Here is a 25,813-nt window from a genome sequence, read left to right as displayed (position 1 = left end):
TTTAATCTCTTTTTCCAATTGACGCTCCGAACGAATACCGTAAAAATATCCAATAAACATCATTTTAAATAAAACGATAGGATGGATTGAAGGACGTCCATTGTTTTCACAGTAATAAGGGCGTAACTTCTCTTCAATAAAATCAAAACTAATTGTCGCTTCGATCGCACGAAGGAAATGATCTTGTGGAACCAACTCTTCTACAGAAACAGATACACGTTCATCACGATGATTTTTTAAAGCACCCATCATAAAAAATCTCTCCTTTACCTCTTTTTATCAGTGTTGACACATAAAAAGAGGTTCAGACACAAAAACAGGCTGTGGAGAAGACTTTCTCCACAGCCTGAGAAACTATTAAACATAGTTTCTGTTTTTCATTTCACCTCACAACAGTAAGATTTTTTATACTGTTTGCATGATAAATAAATTCCTTGTAAAAAAACACCGCTCATTTATTTCTTATACTCGTAATAAAATAAATAGAATGATTCATAGCCAATAATCATGTTTAAATTTATGAAAAAGGGAGGTAACGGAATGGACCGAAGCAATTCAAATCATACATATAACGGACCTTCCAAAGCACTGCCTCTCTCCCTATTCGATGTAAAAAATGAATTGAAACAAAAAAGCAAGCTTATTCCTTCTGATACCGTGTATAAATTAACGAAAGAAGAGCAACTCATCATCAACAAAATAAAAATACAAACAGAACAGCTAAATAAAAATAATGTTACAAGAACACGCGCATACTACCAATTTTATATTCAATATCCAGAAATACATTGGGCACTGCTTGGACATATGGTATCACGTAACGGCGGTTGGAATATGACTGATTTAAAGGGCGATTTATATACGAGAATTTTATCAGAGAAAGATCAATTCATATTTTTTTCTTTTTTAGAAAGAGGGAATTGGCTTATTTTCCAAGATGTATACCCTCAATTTTTACTTTACGAACAAAGTGTAAAGAGATCACAAAAGTTATTTCACCTTCTCCCTCACCTAAATGTTTCTACATTTATGGAAACGATGTGGAACGATTTTTGGAAAACAGGCAACAAAAAAACATTAGCGATTGCAACTATTATTAATGAACAAAACTACTTAGAAAAAAGAGTGATTCAAAATGTACAATTTAAAAAGACTGTACTAAATAGTATTGGATTTAAACTCTTTGATTTCTTTCAGTTTAATCATATCCTTTTCCCATTCTACGAAAATGATAAGAAGCAAAAAGTATTACTATTTGGTGATACAATGAAACATTTCACTTCCTTACATGAACGGATATTAATTGGAAAAAGATTGTATTCATTATTATTTCGAGATACACATGTTTTATCTCAAATAATAAGCTGGGCCCAACACCATCCGCATACGGGATCAAGGAAAGATTACTGGCCCCATTTATTTTCAAGTGTAAATGAATCTTTTTCCCGTGAGTTTTATAAGCGCCGAATAAAGAAATGCCAGTTACGAAATGACGCTTATCGCATATACAGTCCTGCACTCATCTATGCATGGCGAGATATGAAGCATGAGGAAGTTGACAGTGAAGATTGGTTTACCGATTGGCAAGTTGTACATTACTTAGTTAATAAGGAGGAAAATATAAATGGACAAATTACAGAAGACTACTGCAAAACACTCGAAAAAATTGAACTCGCAATTCTCGCAAAGAAAAATGTCCTCCTCCGAGAAGAAGAATGAGTTTCTAGCATTAGTAGTTACAATCTTTCTCTCTTCTATTATTGGCACTTGTTTAGATGCTTTTTTTGTTCATAAACAAATATATTCCTTTCCAGCTAGGCCCTTCTCATCCATATTTTCGGTTAATATAGCTTTTACATTATTAGTACTGCCGATTTTAACAGTTATCTTTATACACATTTCAAAAAAATTATCTAAAGTTTCTAGAATTCTATTTATTATTTCAATTGGTATTTGTGCTAGCCTTTTTGAACAGATTGCTGAAAGTTTAGGTTTATTTGTACATAGTACGAATTGGAACCATACATATTCTTTATTTGGTTATATGATTTTCCATTCTTTTATTTGGAACATATATAATTGGATAAAAAAATAAAGAGACCATTATAGGTCCCTTCTTAAGCATACTCTTCCATTATTGCTAATGGTGCCAGTGTTTGTAGGCTTTTAGAGCGTAAACGATAGGCAACGACTTTCTTCTTATATTGCTTAATGACATCAATATGTTCCTCATAGCTATATAGAGAAAACCTAATCTCTTTATTCCCTTTCTTCGTATCAATGACTATTGGTGTCCCTTCTCCGTGCGGCGGGAAATAATGTTTATCTAAAAACAAAGCCTCATTAAATTCATGAATAACTTGTAGTTTCATTTCTCCCTCTATATTTTTTCCATCTATCGATATAGAAGTATTTTCTGTCTCAAGCTTTTGATGCAATTCAAATTTACTAATAATTGATTCTACAACAGAAGTGGGCATACTAGAAACTAATACTTTAATAGCTCCAAAAACAAATAATGTAACTATAAACCATGTTGTCATCGTTATCATCTCCATTACATTTAAAAAATAAATTTCGTTCCATACGGTATTAGTATACTAATGAGTATTCCAGTTACAATCATCGTTACCGAACCGATAGTCGCTTCTTTCTCGCCTTCCTTCACTAAACGACTCACACCGATAATATGTGATGCACAGCCCATTCCAACTCCTTTTCCAATCGTACTTGTTATACTGAAAAACTTAAGTACTGTCGGTCCGACAATAGCACCTGTTATCCCTGCAACAACTACAAAACTAGAAGTCATAGATGGAATACCACCAATTTGATCCGCCAATGAAAGGGCAATAGGCATCGTTGCTAACTGTGGTAAAGTAGTTAATATAAGTTCCTTATCTATATTTAAAATTCCGCCAATCACTACATTCATGCTCGTCACAGCCACTATACCTATCACTACTCCGATAAGTATCGATAAAAAATTTTTCATAAGTATCTTTCGCTCTTTAAATAGAGGTATGGCCAATGCTACAATTGCAGGGCTCAATAAGCTTGAAAGAATGTCTCCCCCATTTTCCCTATACTCATGATGAGAAATACCAAAAAGCAAAAATAAACAAATCATAATTGCCGTAACTGTTAACACCGGTAACGTAAATGCAAACGTAAATTTTTTATATAGCTTTGTCGCCAAGAAATAAATTGCTACAGTAATAATAATTAAGACCATTTGAATCGTGCACCTTGTCGATTTTATTTTTTTGATGTTACTAATAATTGACTTATATAACCTGAAATAATCAAAGTTACTATAGTACTTGCAACTACTAAAAGGAATATAATACTCCCCTTACTTAAAAGAAACGACCCGTATTCCATCAGCCCTGTTGTCGAAGGGATTAAAAATAACGGTAAAAACACGATTAACTTTTCCGCACCTAACTCAAACCATTTTAACGGTAAAACGCGAGTGGAAAGGAGCAGGAACAGTATTAACATCCCTATTAAACTTCCCGGTATTGATAGATGGAATATTTCCTGAATCCACGTACCCACTAAGCTAAATACATATAGCACGCCTACTTGAAGTAAAAGCGTCACGTACTTCATTTATTTCCCTCATTTCACTATCACACATCCATATTATGAAATCTCATTTAGCGTGTCGGCAAACCGTTTAATTCCAAGTTGAATTTGTTCTATATTCGCTCTACCAAACGTAAATCGTATATATTCATTTTTCGAACCTAAAACACTGCCCGGAACAAATGCGACACCATTCCGTATAGATTCACCTAATAAGTGATATTCATCAAACTTTCCTTTCACTTTACACCATACATGTATTCCACCCTCTGGCACGAAACATTCAACTCGGCCTCCCAATGTTCCTTCAAGCTCTGCAATTAATTCATCTCTTCTTTGCTTCAATTGTCCACGAAGTGTCGTAATATGTGTATGAAAATCCTTTGATTCTAAAAATTGATTTGCTACCCACTGCGTAAATACACTATGACCAAAATCAACTTGTTGCTTTGCATCTGCTAAACGCTCAATTACGCGTGTAGGACCAATTATCCATCCAATACGTAATCCTGATGCAACAATTTTTGATAATGAACTTATATAAAGAACATTTCCATTTTGGTCCATTGATTTTAATGTCGGGTTCACTTCTCCATTAAAAGAAATTAAACTATACGGATCATCTTCTACAATTGGTATACCGAACTCAGAAGACAGTTCTAAAATCTTTTTACGTCTCGCTAATGAAAGCACAGTACCCGTTGGATTCTGATAATCTGGATTCAAAAATACCATACGAATGCGATGCTTTTTGTGCAAATCGATTAAGTCATCTGGATTCATTCCATGCTCATCAACAGGTAAATGAAATATGTTTAAACCGGCCGATTTAAACATTGGAAGCGAAAAACAATACGAAGGATCTTCAATCGCGATCGCATCGCCAGGTTTTAATAAACATTGAACGATAAGATTAAGCGCCTGTTGTGCTCCAGACGTAATAAGAATAGAGCTTGAATCTGCTTCAATTTGTTTATATTGCTGAACATGTGCTGAAATTGTTTTTCTCAACATCTCATTTCCAAGTGGATGGTCATAACCGAGGTTTTCCATAAATGTTTTCTCCGACAAAATTGTTCGAAATCTATCACTTGGAATTAATTCTGGTGACAGTTCACCACTTGCTAAATTAATTAAATCATCTTTTTGTGTTTCCGTTCGAATTTGTTGAACGAGTGGTACGTTAGGTAAGAATGATCCGTCCTCCACGTACCTACCCCAGTTTGGTATTCGTTTATGTGAGACACCCCATATGTCTGTATTGACCCGTGTTCCGCTTCCCTTTTGTCGTTCTACTACTCCAAGTGATTTTAATTCTTCATACGCAGCTACTATTGTACTCCGGTTCACCTGTAATTCCTTTGCCAATATACGCTCAGAAGGTAACTTACTATCAGAAGGAAATTCACCTGAAGAAATGCCTCTTTCAATATAATCAGCAATTTGTTTATATACAGGTGTCTTATCTGCACGATTTGGTTTCCATTCCATCTAGTTCCCTCCTTTCAAAACGAACTATTCTCATTTTTTACTAACAGTATTCACCGTAAAAATAGTATTAATTAGTCACATTTTCTTATCCGTAAATGGATATATCCAAAATAGTTCTCTTTCTGATTACTCAATAGCTTCTGAAATTCCAACTTCATACTCTCATTTCAGTTCTTTCACAAACTATCAAATCATTACCACATACCATGTTACCCCAACCAGTAGAACAAAAAGAAGAAGAATATAGATTGCAGATAAGTTTTTCACATTTCTTTTTGTAGACTTGCCGTAATTCTCCTCCACGTTTCTTGCAACTAGTACAGTCCCAAATAGCGATACAATTACAATAATAACGACTAGTGAAATTGCAAAACTCATTGTCTTTTCACCTCTCTAAGACCCATCTATTTTAATTAAAGAACTTACATAAAAACCTTCCTCTTTAAAACGCTGATAACATACTACCTTTCTTCTCTTATCATAATAGATGTTTGTAAAAAGCGGACCAACCACTTTCGCGTTTTTTTGCTCATCCACTTTAAAAATAAAAAGCAGCTGATCACTTAGGACCAGTTGCTTTTTCGCAAGGTTAATTATATTCATTTTTCACTTGAAATTAATCCGATTTAAAAGTTTGATCTTTTCATAATGAAAAGTATCGTTCACACCATTTATAAAAAAAGAACCTATGAAGGTCCTTTTTCAAATTGTACAACACAGCACTATGTTGAATATCTTAAAGTTTATACTAATGATAAAGTGAAACTTTAATCAGCCCTCACCAATCGAGCTTTTACGGGCAGCAGGGCCCCCACCTAACTTCTTTGCTTCCGCTGAATTTTGAGGTAGAGGTCTTACTGCCCGGCAAATAGCGGGATAAATGTTAATAGACTTATTCTTCAATAATGAATTGTGAAATTAGCATTTCTAAATTTTCGACTTTCTTTTTCATTTCATTAGATTTCGTCGTTATTTCTTGAATCAATGTGGCTTGTGCTTGAATTGATTGTACCGTTCGATTCGTTTCTTGTGCGACTTGTGTTGCAGTTTCAGAAACTATTGACAAAGAGGCATTTACTTCTTCTGTCCCAGCAGACATTTCTTCTGTGGCAGCAGACACTTCTTGAATTTGGGTCGTTATTCTATTAATATCTTGCATAATAGATGAAAATGCGAGTTCTGCCTTATGCGCCGCTTCTTTACCACCACTAGCCTGTTGTTGACCTTTTTTCATTACATGAACTGTATCCTCTGTATCTTGATGTATAAAACGTATTAAATTATTTATATCATTTACAGATGTTTTAGATTTCTCAGCTAGACCTCTTACTTCAGCTGCAACTACTGCAAATCCTTTTCCATTTTCTCCAGCACGTGCTGCCTCAATTGCAGCATTTAAAGCAAGTAAATTCGTTTGTTCCGCAATATTAGTAATAACATCTAACGCTTCTTCAATTTGTTGTGTACGCGTAACAAGTCTATCAATGACCTTAGAAGTTTCTTCGACAACTTCATTCACGCTATTCATTTGACGAATAGATTGTTTTATAACTTCACTACCAGAATTTGCTTGGTCTATTGTTGCAACAGCAACTTCAGCAACCATCGCTGAAGATTCAGCTACTGTTTGAACACCAGTTGCAATTTCTTCCATTGAAGTTGAACTTTCTTGAATACTAGTCACTTGTCCCTCTATTTCTTTATTTATTTCAGAAGTAGTTCGAACAACCTCGTTTGATATATGTGCTGCCGTTTTCGTCTCTTGTAGCATATTTTCAGTTGAAACAATCACTTCTTTCGCCGTAACCTTCACCTGACCGACTAATTGTTGCAAGTTATCTAACATACTATTAAAGGATTGTACAATATGGCCTAATTCGTTCTCGGATTTATAAGAAGTTCGAATTGTTAAATCTCCAGCAGATACTCGTTCCATATCTTTTTGTAATAATACAATTGGTTTTTTTATAGCATTTTTTGTTATAAAACCAATAAAAATGATTATTATGATTCCAACAAATGAAATAATTACAAATGTTATAATTGTATTTTTCACACTATTAACATTCTCTTTTTGTAGCTGTTCAGCAGCATTATTATTATATAAAATAAGTTCACGAATAGACTGAATTGTTTTTTTCATATTAGGATCAATTTCTTTTAAATAATAGCTATAGGCTTCTTCATTATTAGTCAGTCCCAAATCCTGTGCTTTTTTCATTTGTACTCTTAAATCTTTAAATTGACTTTGAAACGCATTATACAAATCTTTTTCTTTATGAGAACTAATTCTAGTTTCAAATTGTTTTAACAGCTCATCATTTTCTTTTCTAGTCTTATCCATTTCTATTATGAGTTCTTTCATTCTTTTTTCATCTTTCGATATCATAATCTCCATAAAATTCATATTAACATGGTAAAAATTCGATTCTACAATTCCTATCCATTCAATTGGTAATAGTCTTTCTTCATACATACTAGAAGATGCATTTTCACCTTTTTGAAGTCCTAAAAACCCGAGTGAAGATAACATGATACAAGCCAAACTCGATATAATGACTAACACATTTAATTTCGTTCCAATTTTACTATTTTTAATAAAAGACAACAAAATCACTCCATCTATATATTATATTTACTTGTTTTATATTACAATAATTATCGACATTTATCGACATTTTTTTATTAATCTTATAATTATATTCGAAGAACTTGATTCTCATACTATCAAATACTAAAAAGTCTTATGGGAATTCCACAAGACTTTTAATAGAGTTATATTGTTTCTATGAAATTATGATAAAAATTAAAGCGACTTATTAGTTCTTATAACTTCTTGATAGAGAATCGGTGACCACTTATCACTAACATAATCTTGGATAACCCAACCAACTCTTTTTGGATTCTCTTGTTTAATATATGCCGCGATCTCGGGATTTATATAAGACGCATAATAATATGGACTATTCCATGCTGTACCACCAGAAGACAAGCTTGTAAAATTAATATATAGATGATTTAAATCCTCGCTATTGTTCATCGTTTCATTGATTGTATCTTTAATAGATTTTATTTTCTCATCATAACTCACTTTATATTTATCTTGTACTGTTATATTTACATTTTGGTTTACAGTTGTGGTAAATGTCTCATTATCTGGCCAATAAAAATTATTATATCCTCCAGATTCACTACTACCACTATATCTTTTTAGTAGGACAATTTTCCCACGAGCATCTCCAAGTTTTATATTTCCTTCTGTTTTTAAAAAGATAGGATCAACAAAATAATTTTTTTCAAACGTACTACTAAATGAACCTTCTGCCCCTTTCATATTCTCATACTCTTTTTTTAAAGACATAATAATTGTTTCACTCGGGTTATCTTTTAAAAATTGTTTTGCTTCATTTATGAATTCATGCAGTGTTACATAAAGATATAATGGCCCATGATGAAGAACTATCGTATTATCATCTGTTAAACGTCCTCTTATATCAAAAATGCGAGCTCCATGGTCCATTTGATAGCGAAAATCATATTCTTGCGTCATTCCCCACACTTGCTTAATCGGATTTTGCAACTTGAACGTCCCACTATCGTGTGTTCCTGGAATTGAAATTCGTGCTAACGGGATATTATCAGGTATAGGTTGCATCCATTTTGACCAATTTTCAAGCTCATTAATAGAGCTAGCTGCAACTACTTGCTTATCATGTAAAGCAAATACAAATGTGATAAATATTGTACTACATATGAATAATTTCAAAATTAACTTCTTATTGCTCATTATTATCCCTCTCTTTTTCTGTTTTTATATCAAACTTATTGAATATAATATAAGCTAGTTCATAAAAAATAAATAACATTTCATCAATATGAAATATTGCATAGAAGTAAAGTTAAAAAATCATTCACATATACTAAATTAGAAAAATTTAAAGGAACTTCATCTGAAGTTCCTTTGGCTTATTTTATGTTCAATACATATGAACCATCTTTATTCTCATATTTATAGACGTATAAATAATATTTACCTGGCTTTGCATTATAAATTCCTTTAACTACATTTCCTTCATTTTCACCATATGCTACATAGTTATTTAAATCTGATTCATGATGAAGTACCCATGTCATTCCGATATTTTGTTCATTTATTAGAGAAATATTAATATTTTCCGGCGAGTCAATTTGGAAAGTAAATACATCTACTCTATCACTATTATGTAGCGTTCCTTTCACCGGTGTATGAAAGTTAACTTTATTTGCCTGTCTAGGCTCATTATTTGGTTCATTTTCTGTTACTTGTAATTCATTCCCACCGTTTGGTTTTCTTTGTTCATAGCCTAAGTTTACTAGTATAGACTTCATATCTGGTAAAACACCAATTTTATCTGCATATGGATCTTTAGATTTTGTTCCTGTGCTCTGGTTGCTTAATATTGCTCTTAGTTCACTTGGTCTATATGGTTGTCCTAAATTTTCTTTAGCAATGCTTTGTACTAAAGTCGCTGCCCCAGCAATAATTGGCGAAGCACTAGATGTTCCGCTAAAGCTTGAAGTATAAAGATTTACGGCACTTCTACTTTGCTCAGCTGTAGTTGTATCTACATTTTCTCCCCATCCGTACACATCAATACGGCTTCCATAATTCGAAAACCACATACGTTCATGAGGGAAAGATGAAGAGCCAGCTCCTACCATAATTGCACCCGAATCTTTAAAATCTTTACTATTACGATTTAAGACTTGCTTACCCTTTCTATCTTTGAACTGATCTAAATCATTCCACCCATTTGCTCCGGCCTCTATAATTACAATCCCCTTATCTGTACCAGCACGAATTGCATCAAAGATATCTGGTTGTACTTCAACAGGTAAATATTTATCACCATATCCATCGAAAGATGCTTGCGCCTCTAACAATAAAACATCCCCAGCTTCTAACTGATTTACAGCACTTAATATTGCATCAGCTGTATTATACTGTCCGTTATCTCTTATTTGAGAGATAACCTTTGCTTTCGCTTTTGGCGCAATCCCAATATTCCCGACTTCATTGTCCTCAGAGGATACAATTCCTAGTACAGACGTCCCATGACCGACATGCTGATCTATATTTCTTCCAGACATTAATTCAATATTTTGATGTAATAAATCCTCATGATTTATTAGCCATCCGTATTCCATATCAACAAAAGTGATACCATTTCCATTACCGCCTTGAATTCCCCAGGCGAAAGACGCATTAATACCGTATGGGGCTGCTTCAAGATAACCTTGTTTTTTAAATCTAGGATTGTTATTAGGATTAAGAGCTACACTTGATGATTGCACTTCAGGTGGCATTATTTTCTCTTGTTTCTTCATATACGCATCTTCTATTAAAGAAGATGCCTTTAACTTATCTATTATTCCTTCTTCATATCCACTATTTTGATTTTGAAGAATATAGTAGTTTAATAAACTTGTAGATACATGATTAGGCGCTTTCACTTCAAGGTTTTGTATTTGTTCCGGGCTTACAGATGTGAATAAACGAGTAAATGTTACATCTGGATATTCTGTCAAAAAATCTTTTATTACTTTATCATTCGTTTGAGATTGTATTTGTTTTTCAATACCATCTTCATATGGGAAATCCAAATCCGCTTTAAATTTTACAATGATTTGCTTATCTGTTTCTTGTTCTATCCCTAATTTACTCTGCTGTTCTATAGAATCAGCATGTACACTATTGACAGTGCCTCCTGTTCCTAAAAGTGTTGTAATGATTACAGTTGACGCACACATTTTTTGAAATATTTTCATTACATCAATCCTCCTATTAATAATCATTAATCATTATATTAATCTATAATGTTTTCACCTATAACGTATTCCCTTTCTACTAAATAGATTATAGTAATCAGAAATATGAACTTCAATGTATTTTCATATGCAATATTTCATATTCGGACTCTACACGAATATGAAACTTATAGTGATTATTTATTTTATATGTGCTAATATACTTACATTAATATATTACGCGTATACACATTTAAAACTACATTACTTAATAGTTTCACCTTAATTTTTTCTTAGGAGGATTTACAATGAAATTACTAAAAATCAAACATATAATCCCTTTATCTGCGGCTGCAATTACATTCGTATGTAGTCAAAGTACAGCTGAAGCTTCTACCATTCATACAGTAAAAAAGAACGATACACTTTGGGGCATTAGTAAACAATACGGAGTTTCAATACAATCCATTAAACAGGCTAATAATAAAGGAAACGATCAAGCCTTTATTGGCGAACAGTTACATATTCCAGGTTCCGTGAAATCAAATGAAATCACTGTTCCTCAAAACGCCAAGCCTGCGAACATTTCTGGACAAATTATTTATCAAGTACAACCGGGAGATTCATTAGAAACGATAGCAAAGCGTTACAATGTAACCGTCCAATCTATAAAACAAATTAACAATACAGTCGGAAACAAGCTTTATACAGGACAACATTTAAAAATCAACTCAATCATTTCACAAAAAGAAAAAGACTTAATGGCACGCTTAGTTACTGCTGAAGCAGGTGGCGAATCCTATAAAGGAAAAGTAGCAGTAGCGAAAGTTATACTAAATCGTGTAAATGCAAAAGGTTTTCCAAATACAATAACAGGCGTTATTTATGAACCTATTAAATACGGATATGCATTTACTCCTGTTACAGATGGAAGAATTAATCAGCCTGCAAGCGTAGAGGCAAAAATGGCTGTAGAAGAGGCTATCTCCACAAATGGAGTACATTCTGACTGGCTTTATTTCTACAATCCAAAAACATCAACAGACAAGTGGATTACGACACGTCAAACAGTAGCAGTAATTGGTAACCATGTGTTTGCTAAATAAGATTTAAAATCATTAACAGACCTCTTCACTTAAAAGGTCTGTTTTTTTCTATGTAAGATGTTATTAATCATATGACATAGTGATTTTTTAAACTATTTCTTCTTTCAAATAAAAATTTTTGTATTTACTCCACCACTCGGAGAAATTAATAAAGCATCAAGTTCAAAAACTCTCACTTTATTAATAAAAGCTATTTCTTAACTTCATAAAATTGTTATACACTAGAAAAATAAAAAACAAACTATTCGTTAGCAGGTGAAAGAATATGTATGATGTTACAATTATCGGCGCTGGAGTAAGTAGCATTTTTATGGCTTATTCACTAGCTAAAAGTAACAAAAAAGTTTTAATTCTTGATAAAGGTAAAGCGCTAGAAGATCGCCATTGTCCTTTAGACGAAGAAAAAGTGTGTAATTGTACTACATGTGATAAATATTTCGGGTTTGGTGGTTTAGGAAAATCTGAAGGGAAATTTAATTATACAAACGGATTTGGCGGAGAACTTGAGCAAAAAGTCGGTAAAGAGGGCTTTATACAACTCATGGCTGAAGTAGATGAAATTCTATGTCAGTTTGGTGGAAGTTCGGTTTCAAAATATTCTACTGAAAATTCAAGTCTCACTAAAAGAGCTCAAGCGTCTGGTTTACAAATGCTAACAACAGAAGTAAGACATCTTGGTACTACACTTTCCAGTAATATTTTTCAGCAGCTCTATGAATTTTTACTGAAAAAAATAAAGATCCAATTTCATATAGATGTACAACATATTCTGAAACAGGAAGATCATTTTACAATAGAGACAAATCAAGGAACAGTTCAAACTAAGCAACTAGTATTTGCAACTGGGCGCTCTGGGGCCGATTGGTTAAAAGAAATGTGCAGTTCCCTAAATATTTCTCAAGAGCAAACACGTGTAGATTTAGGAATTAGAGTAGAAATGAAAGAACATCAATTACGTTCTATATTAAAAGATACTTTTGAAACAAAACTTTCTTATCAAGGTGAGCATTTCACAGCAACTACTTACTGTATGAATCCAAAAGGACGCATCATTCGAAAGTACGAAGAAGGTTTAGTTATGCCTGACGGTCAAAATTTTCGAGAGCAAGGAACTGGCACTTCTAACTTAAATTTCACTTTATTTATTCCTCGCCATTTTCCAACTCTCAAAGAAGCAAATGTATACGCAAGTTCAATTATTAAAGGCATTAACCAAGGACGAGATCGGATTGTTATACAGCGCTTAGAGGACTTACTAAAGAAACAACCTACGGCGGAAAACAGCATGGAACATAATCGTATACAGCCTACACTACAGGGGGATTATGGAGATTTGAATCAAGAAATTCCTCAATTATATATTGAAGGGCTGAAAGAATTTTTATTACGTTTAGAACAATTTATACAAGAGCCTATTGATCAACATACTTTACTATATGGAATTGACGGAAAGTTCTATGCTCCTACGATAAAAATTAATAATCATTTTGAAACTAGTATACATGGGCTATTTTTAATTGGAGATTGTTCAGGCGTTACGCATTCATTATCTCAAGCAGCTGCAAGTGGTCTGTATGTTGGAAAGTACTTATCTGACATTTATTTCTATCATTAAGATGTCAGTCAAATATTTTCAATTTCAAAACACTTTTACTTATATATAGTAAAAGTGTTTTAATAACCCCTCCTATCCTTCCCGGCTAATGATTAACTGACAAAGAATCGGAATTTTACAAAATACATATATAACATAACTGTATATTTAAAACGATTGGCATTCAATTTTAATAAATTGAATGTCAACAGTTTTAAAAGTCTCTATCCATTTTCACTTTCATTTGTTCAATATTTTGTAACATCATCATAGTGTTTAATATGGTAGGATGTCTATAAGTCAATTTCACTACAACAATGACTTGTTCTGCCCGTTTCTCAAAAAGAGTTATATTTATGCTACTACGCTTTAAAAATCCCCATTGTATGTATATGAATACTTCAAATTATTCCCTTTAGAAAACAGAGTCTAAATGGTTCATTACACTTTAATAGTTATAAAAACATAATATATAACTTCAATTAAATAAATTGTATAAAGAAGGTGTAAAAATGAAGAATAAAATAAATTTACAAATACAAAATATAAGCTTTGTTATAATAATGGCTTTAGCAGTATGGTTAAAAACATATCTTATTACGCGATTCAGTTTTGATTTAAAAATTGAGTCATCAACGCAAGAGCTTATTTTGTTTATTAGCCCTCTAGCCGCATCATTAGCATTTGTTGGATTAGCATTATTTGCAACTGGTGAAAAGCGAAATTATATAGCGCTATGTATTAATTTCTTATTAACGATCGTGCTTGTTGGAAATGTAATGTTCTATGATTTTTATAGTGATTTCGTTACATTACCAGTACTTGGACAAACCTCAAACTTTGGCCAATTAGGCGGCAGTATTATAGAAATATTAAACTACAAAATTATACTCGCATTCGTAGACATTGTTTTCTTCTTTATTTTATTAAAAAAGAAATCATTGGTCTTTAAAACAGAACGTGTAACTCATTCTACACGCTTGTTATACTTTCTTTTAACGATTGGTGTATTCTTTGCGAATCTACATCTTGCAGAAAAAGAGCGCCCTGAATTATTAACGAGATCATTCGACCGGGTAATGCTTGTCAAAAATTTAGGCTTATATACTCACCAAGTATATGACTTAACACTGCAAGTAAAAGCTGGGTCACAAAAAGCACTTGCTGATAGTAGTAAATTACAAGAAACTGAAAACTACGTAAAAGCAAACCAAAGCGAGCCAAACCCTAATATGTTTGGTGCAGCGAAAGGAAAAAACGTAATTGTCGTCACTCTTGAATCCTTGCAGACCTTCTTAATAGGCGCATCAGTCAATGGGCAAGAAGTTACACCATTCCTAAATGAATTCATAAATGAAAGTTATTACTTTGATAACTTTTTCCATCAAACTGGTCAAGGGAAAACATCCGATTCTGAATTTCTAATCGATACGTCGTTGTATCCATTAAATCGAGGGGCTGTATTCTTCACACACGGTAACAATGATTATACTGCGACTCCAGAAATTTTACGTCAGCAAGGTTATTTCACTTCTGTATTCCATGCGAATAACGCAACATTTTGGAATCGTAATATTATGTACTCTGCTCTTGGTTATGATCGTTACTATAATGAGCTTGATTACAAAATTACGCCAGAAACAAATTTAAATTGGGGATTAAAAGATATCGAATACTTTGATCAATCAGTAGATATATTAAAAACTGTTGATCAACCATTCTATGCTCGTTTCCTTACTTTAACAAACCATTATCCGTTTACGTATGATGAAGATACAAAATTCATTGAACCATACAACTCTGGTAATGGCGTATTTGATCGTTACATCGTAACTGCACGTTACTTAGACGAATCAATTAAAAAATTTATTGAGCGTTTAAAGGCCGAGGGAATGTATGATGATTCTATTATTGTGTTATACGGTGATCATTATGGCATTTCCGAAAAACATAATCGTGCAATGGCGCAGTTTTTAGAAAAAGATCAAATAACAGAATTTGATACTTTAAATTTACAACGTACACCTTTATATATTCATATTCCTGGACAAACAGAAGGTCAAACTATTTCAAAGCCTACGGGACAAATCGATATGAAACCTACTATTCTAAATTTATTAGGTGTTGATTCTACGAATGATATCCGTTTTGGCCATGATATGTTTTCAGATGAATATACTGGCTTTGTTGTTTTACGCGATGGTAGCTTCGTTACAGATAAGTATGCATACAAAAACAACACTTTCTACGACCGTATAACAGGTGAAATTGTAGATTTACCAAAAAAAGAAGCTCAAGCCCTCATTAAACGTGCACAAAATGAATTACTAATGTCTGACAAAATTATTGAAGGCGATTTATTACGCTTCTCAGAAAGCAATAAAATTAAAACTGGCGAAGTGCAAACTAAAATTAAAGAAACTGAAAAATAATCTATATATGAAAAAGGAGCAACTTATTACAGTTGCTCCCTTTTACTTTCTTATAACACATCATGCAATTTCATATGAAAAATCTGATGTATTTTACTTTTATTCTACACTTGTTTCTAAAGCTACATCCGTATAGGTATTATCATCACCTATATTTAAAATCACTTCACATTGACGCATTCTCAATTCAAAGAGCATGATAGAATCATGATAGATTTCAGGGTTTGATTTCATCTTATGTAATATCTCTTGTTTTTCTTTTATTTCTAAATGCGTGTTTTCTACAGCTTGCTTCAAGGAGTTAAATGGATTCCTAAAGAATATATTTATATCTCGCTCTTGTGTGTTTTCAAACAGCTCAAATTGCAAGAAAAATTTCTTCATAATAGAAGCCGTTACTTCAGTATAATCTTCATTTTCTACATACTGTTTGTATTTGTTATATAGCATAGATTTATTTTTAGGAAGAACTCCAAATAATTTACCGGCACTTTTCAGTAAAAATTGTGCTGGCGTAAATCGACGTAAAATATTTACTTCATCCATTTGTATTCTAGTCGTCATTCTGTCAGTATCCCTGCGCCAGTCATCAAGCACTTTAAAGTCACATTCTAACTGTATTCTATTTTCTCCAAATAGTGAATTAAGCCCTTCACTAAGTTCTTCTAAATACGTTTGACTTTGAAGAAGCTCATTATTAGAAGTTGCAATCCAATTTTGCATAGAAAGAGCAAGATTAGGTAATACAGTTTGTTCTAAATATTTATGCACTCTTTTATTCATTGCTTTATTTAGTTCCGTATCCATGTGCCCGAAATCACTTTCTTCACTAATTAAATTAGAACAGCTCTTTAATATCTTCGGAATATTTTCAGTAAGATCATTTGTAATTTCAGTTTTCATTGAACGATATGATTGTGTAATGAGATGAATTTTTTCCCTCTCAAATGCAGTAAGGTTATTAATGCTACCGTTTAGTTTCACTAGCATATCTTCATTCCAATTAATAGCATCCACTAGATTGTTTTCTTTCTCAACACGTTTATCCAAAAGATATGTAATTGTTTTTCGAATGAAATATAATAACTTTTCAGTACGTTCTGCATCTATATGTTTATGATTAAAGTTAAAATGAATAAACTCAGTTAAATCATTTAATTGTTGACTACTTGTATATAACGAAGAATAAGGGAAAATTCTCGCATGCGGGAAATATGTGTTTATTCTCGCTGCCGTATCATGTAATACCCTTTTTACTTCTGCTTCACTGTAAATGTTATCGATTTTATTTAATAAGAAATGAATTTGTAAATTTGGTGTATGTTCTTGAATACTTAATAGAATGTCACGTTCTTTATCAGTAAAAGGTGAATCCGCATTCAATACGAACAGTAATTTGTCTACAGAATTTAAATATTCGAATATCTCATCTCTAGTGTCGTTATTCCTATTAAAGCCCGGTGTCACTACAAATGTAAGTTTATTATCATTTAAAAATCTGCATGGTAATTTAAATTCAACACATGCTCTATCTCTATATGTTTGATAGTGCTGAGACATCATATTATGGTAATCAGAGACATCTTCCGTTGTTGTAATTGCTGAGTCTGTTATAGCGTTTATTTCTATATGAGCATCATTTTTTAAAACTACTACATTTGAAATTGATTTTTCTAATATATTTTCTCCTAATATAGAGTTAATAAATGTAGTTTTTCCGTTTCCTGAAGTTCCCGTTACTAAAATACGATTTGTTCTTAAATCTGCGAGCTCGTCAACTAGCCATTTAAATCGGTGACCTATTTCTATATTGTGCTTTTGTGCCCATTGTGTAATAGATTCAAAAAGGTGTAAGCTGTACTCTAAGCCATTTACATGATTAATAGAATGTGACAGTAAGTTTTCCGCATGTTCTATATTTGCTGAATCTATTTTGGAAGGGAAAATCTCATCCCATGCCAATACAGCTGCAGATGGAAATACAGCATAAGATGGATTGACCACCTTTAACCAATTTGCTAACAGATTTGGTATGATATCGTTTAATTGTCTAAGCGTATATTGACCTTGAATTAATGCAAAGTACGTTTCTTCGTAAAGAGCAGAAACTTTGTTCCATATATCGGACGAATGTATTTCAATATGTAAGAAAAATTCATTTATTGTGTTAAGCCACAATAAGTAATTTTTTTCATTTTTATAACTGTTCCAGAGTGATGAAACCATTTGCGTAAATTGTACTTGATCTACATTATTTAATGTAGCTAATGCATCATAAAAATAGTCTGGTGAAATATGTTTAGTAAACCCTTTATCGATATATCCTTTTAACACCTCAAACCAAGGATACGATTCTATGCGAATTAACTCATTCACAGCAAGCTCTACTGCACTATCAAAATCTTGCTGTTCCTCATAAAAGGAACGGGCAATTTTTGTGACATTCGGATAATCAGGATTTAAAGAAACTGCTTCTTTAATAACACCGAAAGCTGAGTCAAAATTATTTTGCTCAATGTAAAGAGAAAGTAATTGTAGTCTAATTTCGGTCATCAATATTTTATTATCAGTAGTAATGGAAGTATAAATATTTTCAGCATATGATAATTGATTAAGTTCGAAATAAGCATCCGCAATATTTTTTTGTGCCCATGGTGCTAATTCATTACTAACCTTCTCCCATTTAAAAATAGCTGCTTCAAAATCTTGATGACGATAATAAAATTCACCTTGTGCAAAACGAATATAAGACCCATCAGAAATCTCATTTTTTTCTTCGTTTACATAAGCTTGTCCAAGTACGTCAAGAGTTGGTTTTGTTTCATTCTCCATTAGGAATGTTTCATAATACATCTTTTTTATTAATTGTTTTTCTAATCTCATCTTTTCCCCCACTATATCTTGAAAATACATTTTTAAGATATGTCAATACTTTTTGTATGTATGCTTTTTATCTTAACAAAGAATATCTTTTGGAAAATTTCATTTTCCTTTCATTTTTCAAGTTAGATTGAATTTTTATGAGAAAAGTTTCAGTTTTTTTTCAATTCCCTTTCAGTTATGAAACAGCATTAAATGTTCCTAATAACCTAATAAGACTATAATCTCTTGCATTATATTATCAAGAAAAACCTATATGAATCATATTATAAAAACAATTTATAACGAATATATATGCAAAATTAACTTCAACTATATATAAAAGAGATCGTCACATAGTACTTGTTAGATAGACCGATATGGTACGTGAATTTCAAATACACCATAATAACTTAAAACAACAATAATAGTGAGCGGCTATTCATACAATATCTTTCTCGAATTGTTTTCCTTTAAAATACTTCAGTAGTTACATAATTAAATTCCATTAACCTCTATAAATAACTAGTCCAAAAAAAATCTATATGCATATCATGTTATAGTAAAGAATTCAGGAAATCCTAAAAGGAGGCATTTTCATGTTTGAAGATAAATCTAAAATCAACTACCCATATGAATTTACAGAAACTACAACAATCCCTCTAAAGAACCCCATTGATAAAAAATTCAAAAACGGCTCTGGTACACATACTTTCCCAATTAAAAAACACTATAAAGAACAGGTGTTATATACGGAAAAAATTAATAATAATAAAAATAAATAATCGTATAGATCCTTATGACAATTAACCAAATACGAATCAATATTGGGCCATGCATAGTTATGTCTTTAATAATGTAAAAATCTTCATTATACAATTCATGCACCTTTTAAAAAGTGCTGTATACAGCGCTTTTTTATACATAGATAAATGTAAGCTAACGCAGCCAAGAAATAAACTGCAAAATTACTTCACCATATTCTCGTTTAACAATTAAATCTACATATTAAAAGGGAGCAACAGTAAATGTTGCCCCCTTTTGAAATGTAATTTATTCACTCTACATAACCCTCTTAAACATCTTCTCCAATTCATAAGTAGAATGATGCACAAGAATCGGTCTTCCATGCGGACATGTGTATGGGTTTGTTGTTGTACGAAGTTCTTCAAGTAAAGCAAATATTTGATCGTTCGTTAAATATTGATTCGCTTTAATCGATGCTTTACAGCTCATCATAATAGCTGCTTCTTCACGTAATTTTTTAATATCAACTTTTTTTAGTTTGACGACTTGCTCCATCATTTCATCGATAATTTCTGTTTCTTGTCCTTTCGGGAACCACGTTGGGTGCGAGCGGACGATAAAAGATTGATGGCCGAATTGTTCTAAGAATAGACCAACTTTTTTCAGTTCTTCTAGCTGCTCTTCGACACGTAAAAATTCAGTAAGAGATAAGTCAATACGGTACGGTACAAGTAGTTCTTGTACTTCTTGCGCTACCCTTCCTACTTTATCACGGAAATATTCATAGTTGATACGTTCCTGCGCAGCATGTTGATCAATCATATATAAGCCTTTATCATTTTGAGCAAAAATATATGTTCCATGCATTTGTCCAATTGGGTAAAGCGGTGGTAAGTCATTACCGTTCATTTCAATCTCTTTTATTTCCTGAACTTCTACTTCTAATTCCTCTAGTTCAAAATCCTCTTCGTTACTGTCCCACGATTTTTCTTCTCGAATCGGTTCTTCCATTATCGGTTTAGTAGATGTTTGCCAACTTTGCTCTTCTCTTACTAGCGACTGTGGTGGTTGCCAATGTTGTGCTGGTTGTTTCACAGCCTGCGGTTCTTCTTGTTTTTCATCCATACCAGTCGGTAAAACGATGTCCGGCATGGATGATTCTTTCGGCTTCGCATGCTCAAACTGGAATTGTTCTTGCACACTTTCATCTTTTTCTTTTTTCTTCGTTGTTACACCTGCATCTGGGATGAGCTGTATTTTTTTGAATGCAGCTTGCAATGTTTCTTCGATAAGCTTTAGCAATTCTTGTTCTTTACTAAAACGAACTTCTAATTTCGCAGGATGTACGTTAACGTCAACAAGCATTGGATCCATTTCAATCGATAAAAATCCGATTGGATATCGTCCGACTGGCAGTAATGTATGATATCCTTGCTGAATTGCTTTCATTAATACAAAGTTTCGAACGTAACGGCCATTTACGATTGTTGACATATAATTTCGAGATGCTCTCGTTACTTCTGGTAATGTTACATAGCCTGTAATTGTGAAATCTAAAGATTCAGCTTCAATCGGAACAAGTTTCTTCGCAACTTGAATGCTGTAAATCGATGCAAGTACTTGTCTTACATCACCATTACCTGACGTATGAAGCAATTTTTTTTCATTATGAAACAGCTTTAACGATACTTCTGGATGTGACATTGCAATACGATACACAATATCTGTAATATTCCCAAGCTCTGTATGAATGGTTTTCATATATTTTAGACGAGCTGGTGTATTAAAGAATAAGTTTTGTACTGTAATATCTGTTCCTTTTCGGCTCGCTGTTTTTTCTTGTTTTATAATGTCTCCACCTTTAATAATAAGGTGTGTACCAGGTGCATCACCTGTGCTAGTGATTAATTCTAATTCACTAACTGAGGCGATACTCGGCAATGCCTCACCACGGAAACCGAGTGTTCTGATGCGAAACAGATCGTTTTCATCTTTAATTTTACTTGTCGCATGTCGTTCAAAAGCTACGATGCAATCTTCTTCTGCAATGCCATCTCCATTATCAATGATGCGAATTTTCGATAAACCAGCTTCTTCTAAGTGGATTTCAATAGATGTACTATTCGCATCGATAGAATTTTCCACAAGTTCTTTTACGACTGAAGCAGGACGCTCTACTACTTCTCCTGCCGCAATTAAGTTAGAGAGTTGGTCATCGAGTTTGCGAATTTTCCCCATCTACTTACTCATCCTTTCTTTAACTTTTTCTGTAAGCGATACAGTTCGTTCATCGCTTCTAAAGGCGTCATATCAAGTAAATCAATTTTTTTAATTTGCGCCAGTACTGCTGTTTCTTTTTGATCTAACGCAAGCTTGTCTTGTTTCTTCGAAGACTGTTCTCCTCCAAAGAAAGATAGTTGTGATTCTTCCTCAGTCTCTACTTTCGCCTCTGGTACTTCTACTGGCTCTTCTTTTACAACTACAGGTTCTGGAATAACTTCTTGCTCCTGCACTTTCACTTCTACACGCTTTGGAATAATAATTTCTTCTTGTCCTTCTAGTTGTGCTAACACTTCTTTCGCACGGGCAATTAAGCTATCTGGAAGCTCTGCAAGTTGCGCAACGTGGATTCCGTAACTTTTATCTGCTGCTCCATCTTGAATTTTATGAAGGAATACTACTTTACCATTCTCTTCAATTGCTGAAACGTGTACATTTTTCAGTTGATCTAAACTTTCTTCTAGCACCGTCAATTCATGATAATGCGTAGAGAATAACGTTTTCGCACCAATTTGGTCATGAATATGTTCAATGATTGCTTGCGCAAGTGCCATACCATCGTACGTAGATGTACCACGTCCAATTTCATCAAATAAAATTAAACTTCTTTCTGATGCGTTTGCAATTGCATTTTTCGCTTCTAACATTTCAACCATAAATGTACTTTGACCTGAAATTAAATCATCTGCTGCACCAATTCTCGTAAAGATTTGATCAAATACAGGTAATACTGCTTCTGTTGCTGGTACGAAACAACCGATTTGCGACATAACAGTTACAAGTGCTAATTGTCTCATATACGTACTTTTACCAGACATGTTCGGTCCTGTAATTAAAAAGACATCCATCTTCTCTGGCATAATACAATCATTCGGTACATACAATTTCCCGTTCAATACTTTTTCAACGACAGGATGACGACCATCCTTAATAAAGATTTCACGCTTCGTTGTTAGTACAGGTTTTACAAACTGTTCTTCTTCACTAACTGTCGCAAAACTTTGCAGTACGTCTAATTCACTAATTACTTTTGCTAAATGTTGTAATTTCGGAATAAATACTTTTACTTCTTCACGAAGCGCTGTAAATAAATCGTATTCTAGTTGTACAATTTTTTCTTCTGCTTCTAAAATTAACGTTTCTTTTTCTTTCAGTTCATCTGTAATGAAACGTTCAGCATTAGCAAGCGTTTGTTTTCGTTCGTAGCGGCCTTCTGGAAGTGCTGCAAGATTCGCCTTCGTCACTTCAATGTAGTAGCCGAAAATACGGTTGTACCCGATTTTTAACGATTTAACTCCTGTAATATCACGCTCTCGTTTTTCAAGCTCAGCGATCCACGTTTTTCCGTTTTTACTAACGTAACGATATTGATCAAGCTTGTCATTATAACCGTCTTTAATAATATCTCCATCTTTAATAGAAAGCGGTGGGTTTTCTTGAATACTTCTTCCTAGTAATTCAGTTAAGCTCTCACATGGATCCGCCCCTTGAATTAACCTTGCTGCATAAGCATTATCTAACAAACTAATCGCTTCTAAAATAGCTGGTACTTGAAGTAAAGATCGTCTTAACTGTAATAAGTCCCTTGCATTGACATTACCAAATGCAACTTTTCCTGCTAAACGTTCTAAATCATATACTTCTTTTAATTTTTCTTTTAAATCTTCACGTAAGAAGTAATCATTTACAAATGTTTCAACCATTTCTAAACGCTCTTCAACTTTTTCTTTCTGAATAAGTGGACGTTCCATCCACTGTTTTAACATACGACCACCCATAGCTGTTTTTGTTTTATCCAATAGCCATAATAATGATCCTGTTTTTTCTTTCGTTCGAAGTGTTTCTGTCAGCTCTAAATTTCGCTTTGAATGCACATCAATTTTCATAAATTGATTCGTATAATAAATTTCTACAGGTTGTAAATGATCTAATGAACGTTTTTGCGTTCTTATCACATAGTTAAATAAGCGTCCAATCGCTTTAATTAACTTTGCTTGCGAAACATTTTTCACAAGATGTTCTAATCCTTCAGGAATTGCCGTTGCATCTTCATATGAAATTGTCATTTTTAACGTTTCAGTTAATTTATTTAATTCATCTTTAGAAAATGAAGAATCTACAACAATTTCTTTCGAACCAGTTGCATACACTTCCAATAAAATATCTTCTACTGAACCAGTTAACAACGTTACTGTATTTTGTCCAGTCGTTAAATCATTACAAGCTAAAGCATATGATCCATCTTCAAAATGTGTTAATGCGGCTAAGAAATTGTTTTCTTTCTCATCAATTGTACGCCCTTCCATCATCGTTCCTGGCGTAATTAGTTGTACTACTTCACGGCGCACTACACCTTTAGCTGTTTTTGGATCTTCCACTTGCTCACAAACAGCAACTTTATATCCTTTTTCAACAAGTTGTTCAATATAGTTTTTAGCTGCATGATGCGGTACACCGCACATCGGTATACGATCACTACTGCCACCATCTCGGCTCGTTAATGTAATCTCAAGCTCATGAGCTGCTTTTACAGCATCCTCAAAGAACATTTCATAAAAATCGCCTAAGCGAAAAAATAAAAAGGCATCTTGATAATCTGCCTTAACCTTTAAATATTGCTGTATCATAGGGGTATATTGCGTCATACTTTTCCTCCATAATTCTTACATAATAATCTATATTCATATATGTCGCATTTCACGAACATCCATATCTCCTATTTCAGGAGTCTTTCTTCATTATAACATATTTCATAAAGAATCATGTTCATTCAGCGCCACTTATATAAAGTAAAAAGCTAGGAAGAACTTCTCCCTAGCTTTCTATTACTCTTCTTCTGCATCAACGATAAAGTTCGGATCTAATTCTTCAAATTCATCATCAGCAATTTGAAAATCATCATCTGATTCTACGCAGCCTTCAGGATTTACACTTACACAAATTTTCGTTTCTCCAACTACTTCTGTTACAAATTCACGTTCTACAGTTACAACAATTTTATTACCGTTTGGTGATACAAGCGCTTCTAAACAATTTGGTGGCTGAATAACACGAGCAATAATTTCTAAATCGTCACCAGAAAAGTTTTTATCACGATAACCAATGCTTACTTCGTCCGTGTAGTTCACACGTTCTGTTACAACTTCAGTCTTTGTATTTCCATCAAATGAATACCAAGTGTTCACATCATAGAAACCTTCAATTTCCACATGCTTCCCATTCTTTCTTGCTTCGTACGAGTGGTTAATTACCCAGCACCCTAAAATACTTGTTGGTTCATTATTCGATTCACATGTATGCGTTGACTTTGTATACTTACGTCCTTTTCCAACCACTGCTTTTGTAATAATCTCTCTAAATTCGGACATTCGTAACCCTCCTCAATCACTATTCACTTAATCATATGCGTGACAATAGCGGAATGTGTCATTCTTTTTTTGAGAAGAACTTACGTTTAATCCACAAAAAAAAGAGATGTCAATATGACATCTCTTTAACAACCACAATTTCCTTTTTTACTTTCTACCGCTGCGCCAGTTTCACCCTTAAGTACATCGCCACCAGTTGAAATTAATATTTCATCTGTTACGTTGTTAGAAATTGTACTAGCAACTAACTGTAATAAGTCATTTACGTATGTTTGTGAAGATTTAAATTCTTGTACGACTGGAATACTGTCTAACTTATCTTGCAATGCATCAATTTCAGCTTCTACCTTTTTTAAAGCTTCCCATTTCCCGTAATGTTGCAAGTTTACTGCTTGTTTTTGCAGTGCTTTAATTTCATCGATTGCGCGCTTTACATTTTCATTTTTATGAATTTGCGCCTCTGCTTTCTTAAAAAAATCAACCTCTTCTGTTTCAGAAATCATTTTTGCTAATTCTTTCGCTTGTTCAACAATTTCATCTTTCGAATATGCTTTCATC

General features: G+C 33.2%; 20 protein-coding genes. 6 read left to right on the top strand and 14 right to left on the bottom strand.

Going from position 1 to position 25,813, the window contains the following annotated elements; genetic code table 11:
- A partial coding sequence (locus C4S65_RS13890) for a transposase (RefSeq protein WP_141195401.1) occupies nt 1-252 on the bottom strand: 252 nt, incomplete at its 3' end.
- Nucleotides 253-540: 288 nt separating this feature from the next.
- On the opposite strand from C4S65_RS13890, the gene C4S65_RS13885 reads away from it, so the two are divergent.
- Both C4S65_RS13885 and C4S65_RS13880 read left to right on the top strand, forming a co-directional pair.
- Nucleotides 541-1,719 carry a DUF2515 domain-containing protein gene (locus tag C4S65_RS13885; RefSeq protein WP_000376167.1) on the top strand — a complete coding sequence of 393 codons (1,179 nt, stop codon included), beginning with the start codon at nt 541-543 and terminating at the stop codon, nt 1,717-1,719.
- Nucleotides 1,694-2,095, top strand: coding sequence for a CBO0543 family protein (locus C4S65_RS13880; RefSeq protein WP_140338025.1), 402 nt, complete (start codon nt 1,694-1,696; stop codon nt 2,093-2,095). The genes C4S65_RS13885 and C4S65_RS13880 overlap by 26 nt, the downstream gene beginning before the upstream one ends.
- Nucleotides 2,096-2,117: 22 nt before the next feature.
- Here C4S65_RS13880 and C4S65_RS13875 read toward each other — a convergent pair whose 3' ends face one another.
- From C4S65_RS13875 to C4S65_RS13835, 8 genes are all read right to left on the bottom strand, one after another.
- Complete coding sequence (locus C4S65_RS13875) at nt 2,118-2,543, bottom strand: YfmQ family protein (protein ID WP_000214642.1); 426 nt, start codon at nt 2,541-2,543, stop codon at nt 2,118-2,120.
- A 20-nt stretch (nt 2,544-2,563) separates the two neighbouring features.
- Complete coding sequence (locus tag C4S65_RS13870) at nt 2,564-3,235, bottom strand: LrgB family protein (RefSeq protein ID WP_000242947.1); 672 nt, start codon at nt 3,233-3,235, stop codon at nt 2,564-2,566.
- A 23-nt stretch (nt 3,236-3,258) separates the two neighbouring features.
- On the bottom strand, nt 3,259-3,615 hold the full coding sequence (locus C4S65_RS13865; protein WP_061666415.1) for a CidA/LrgA family holin-like protein: 357 nt from the start codon (nt 3,613-3,615) through the stop codon (nt 3,259-3,261).
- 33 nt (nt 3,616-3,648) lie between these two features.
- A complete protein-coding gene (locus C4S65_RS13860; RefSeq protein ID WP_000454958.1) occupies nt 3,649-5,082 on the bottom strand; it encodes a PLP-dependent aminotransferase family protein in 1,434 nt (477 codons plus the stop codon).
- A 186-nt stretch (nt 5,083-5,268) separates the two neighbouring features.
- Nucleotides 5,269-5,460, bottom strand: coding sequence for a hypothetical protein (locus C4S65_RS13855; RefSeq protein ID WP_000006462.1), 192 nt, complete (start codon nt 5,458-5,460; stop codon nt 5,269-5,271).
- 514 nt (nt 5,461-5,974) lie between these two features.
- Nucleotides 5,975-7,690, bottom strand: coding sequence for a methyl-accepting chemotaxis protein (locus tag C4S65_RS13845; RefSeq protein WP_061666413.1), 1,716 nt, complete (start codon nt 7,688-7,690; stop codon nt 5,975-5,977).
- A gap of 198 nt (nt 7,691-7,888) precedes the next feature.
- A complete protein-coding gene (gene plcA / locus C4S65_RS13840) occupies nt 7,889-8,869 on the bottom strand; it encodes a phosphatidylinositol diacylglycerol-lyase (RefSeq protein ID WP_000066286.1) in 981 nt (326 codons plus the stop codon).
- 179 nt (nt 8,870-9,048) lie between these two features.
- Nucleotides 9,049-10,890 carry a S8 family serine peptidase gene (locus tag C4S65_RS13835; protein WP_061666412.1) on the bottom strand — a complete coding sequence of 614 codons (1,842 nt, stop codon included), beginning with the start codon at nt 10,888-10,890 and terminating at the stop codon, nt 9,049-9,051.
- 287 nt (nt 10,891-11,177) lie between these two features.
- Between C4S65_RS13835 and C4S65_RS13830 the strand changes: the two genes are divergently transcribed.
- The 3 genes from C4S65_RS13830 to C4S65_RS13820 all read left to right on the top strand — a co-directional run bounded on the left by C4S65_RS13830 (nt 11,178) and on the right by C4S65_RS13820 (nt 16,001).
- Entirely contained in the window at nt 11,178-11,975 is a 798-nt protein-coding gene (locus C4S65_RS13830; protein WP_000771011.1) for a cell wall hydrolase, read from the top strand.
- A 265-nt stretch (nt 11,976-12,240) separates the two neighbouring features.
- Nucleotides 12,241-13,590 carry an NAD(P)-binding protein gene (locus C4S65_RS13825; protein WP_086407577.1) on the top strand — a complete coding sequence of 450 codons (1,350 nt, stop codon included), beginning with the start codon at nt 12,241-12,243 and terminating at the stop codon, nt 13,588-13,590.
- Nucleotides 13,591-14,081: 491 nt separating this feature from the next.
- Complete coding sequence (locus tag C4S65_RS13820) at nt 14,082-16,001, top strand: LTA synthase family protein (RefSeq protein WP_086407578.1); 1,920 nt, start codon at nt 14,082-14,084, stop codon at nt 15,999-16,001.
- A gap of 99 nt (nt 16,002-16,100) precedes the next feature.
- Here C4S65_RS13820 and C4S65_RS13815 read toward each other — a convergent pair whose 3' ends face one another.
- Nucleotides 16,101-18,884 (bottom strand): dynamin family protein, encoded by a 2,784-nt coding sequence (locus tag C4S65_RS13815; RefSeq protein WP_061666408.1) that lies wholly within the window; start codon nt 18,882-18,884, stop codon nt 16,101-16,103.
- A gap of 575 nt (nt 18,885-19,459) precedes the next feature.
- Between C4S65_RS13815 and C4S65_RS13810 the strand changes: the two genes are divergently transcribed.
- Nucleotides 19,460-19,645 (top strand): hypothetical protein, encoded by a 186-nt coding sequence (locus C4S65_RS13810; protein WP_000461126.1) that lies wholly within the window; start codon nt 19,460-19,462, stop codon nt 19,643-19,645.
- A gap of 277 nt (nt 19,646-19,922) precedes the next feature.
- Here the strand turns inward: C4S65_RS13810 and mutL are convergent, their stop codons facing one another.
- From mutL to C4S65_RS13790, 4 genes are all read right to left on the bottom strand, one after another.
- A complete protein-coding gene (gene mutL, locus C4S65_RS13805; protein WP_086407579.1) occupies nt 19,923-21,845 on the bottom strand; it encodes a DNA mismatch repair endonuclease MutL in 1,923 nt (640 codons plus the stop codon).
- A gap of 8 nt (nt 21,846-21,853) precedes the next feature.
- Entirely contained in the window at nt 21,854-24,532 is a 2,679-nt protein-coding gene (gene mutS, locus C4S65_RS13800) for a DNA mismatch repair protein MutS (protein ID WP_000195992.1), read from the bottom strand.
- A gap of 180 nt (nt 24,533-24,712) precedes the next feature.
- Nucleotides 24,713-25,255: an outer spore coat protein CotE gene (gene cotE / locus C4S65_RS13795; protein WP_001288799.1), complete on the bottom strand. Its 543-nt coding sequence runs from the start codon at nt 25,253-25,255 to the stop codon at nt 24,713-24,715.
- Nucleotides 25,256-25,380: 125 nt separating this feature from the next.
- The gene (locus tag C4S65_RS13790; RefSeq protein ID WP_000649387.1) at nt 25,381-25,812 is read right to left on the bottom strand and encodes a RicAFT regulatory complex protein RicA family protein; all 432 of its coding nucleotides are present in this window, start codon (nt 25,810-25,812) and stop codon (nt 25,381-25,383) included.
- Nucleotide 25,813: the final 1 nt, after the last annotated feature.

It is taken from the genome of Bacillus sp. ok061 (assembly GCF_900108285.1).
GTDB lineage: Bacteria > Bacillota > Bacilli > Bacillales > Bacillaceae_G > Bacillus_A > Bacillus_A thuringiensis_S.
The sequence above is the reverse complement of the archived record's forward strand: the minus strand, read 5'-3'. Positions and strand labels throughout refer to the sequence as shown.

Coding starts and splice junctions, on each gene's coding strand:
- C4S65_RS13880 (WP_140338025.1), top strand. CDS start 1,694: ATGTCCTCCTCCGAGAAGAAGAATGAGTTTCTAGCATTAGTAGTTACA.
- mutS (WP_000195992.1), bottom strand. CDS start 24,532: ATGACGCAATATACCCCTATGATACAGCAATATTTAAAGGTTAAGGCA.
- plcA (WP_000066286.1), bottom strand. CDS start 8,869: ATGAGCAATAAGAAGTTAATTTTGAAATTATTCATATGTAGTACAATA.
- C4S65_RS13885 (WP_000376167.1), top strand. CDS start 541: ATGGACCGAAGCAATTCAAATCATACATATAACGGACCTTCCAAAGCA.
- cotE (WP_001288799.1), bottom strand. CDS start 25,255: ATGTCCGAATTTAGAGAGATTATTACAAAAGCAGTGGTTGGAAAAGGA.
- C4S65_RS13860 (WP_000454958.1), bottom strand. CDS start 5,082: ATGGAATGGAAACCAAATCGTGCAGATAAGACACCTGTATATAAACAA.
- C4S65_RS13820 (WP_086407578.1), top strand. CDS start 14,082: ATGAAGAATAAAATAAATTTACAAATACAAAATATAAGCTTTGTTATA.
- C4S65_RS13835 (WP_061666412.1), bottom strand. CDS start 10,890: ATGAAAATATTTCAAAAAATGTGTGCGTCAACTGTAATCATTACAACA.
- C4S65_RS13810 (WP_000461126.1), top strand. CDS start 19,460: ATGTTTGAAGATAAATCTAAAATCAACTACCCATATGAATTTACAGAA.
- C4S65_RS13825 (WP_086407577.1), top strand. CDS start 12,241: ATGTATGATGTTACAATTATCGGCGCTGGAGTAAGTAGCATTTTTATG.
- C4S65_RS13870 (WP_000242947.1), bottom strand. CDS start 3,235: ATGGTCTTAATTATTATTACTGTAGCAATTTATTTCTTGGCGACAAAG.
- C4S65_RS13855 (WP_000006462.1), bottom strand. CDS start 5,460: ATGAGTTTTGCAATTTCACTAGTCGTTATTATTGTAATTGTATCGCTA.
- C4S65_RS13875 (WP_000214642.1), bottom strand. CDS start 2,543: ATGACAACATGGTTTATAGTTACATTATTTGTTTTTGGAGCTATTAAA.
- C4S65_RS13790 (WP_000649387.1), bottom strand. CDS start 25,812: ATGAAAGCATATTCGAAAGATGAAATTGTTGAACAAGCGAAAGAATTA.
- C4S65_RS13865 (WP_061666415.1), bottom strand. CDS start 3,615: ATGAAGTACGTGACGCTTTTACTTCAAGTAGGCGTGCTATATGTATTT.
- mutL (WP_086407579.1), bottom strand. CDS start 21,845: ATGGGGAAAATTCGCAAACTCGATGACCAACTCTCTAACTTAATTGCG.
- C4S65_RS13815 (WP_061666408.1), bottom strand. CDS start 18,884: ATGAGATTAGAAAAACAATTAATAAAAAAGATGTATTATGAAACATTC.
- C4S65_RS13830 (WP_000771011.1), top strand. CDS start 11,178: ATGAAATTACTAAAAATCAAACATATAATCCCTTTATCTGCGGCTGCA.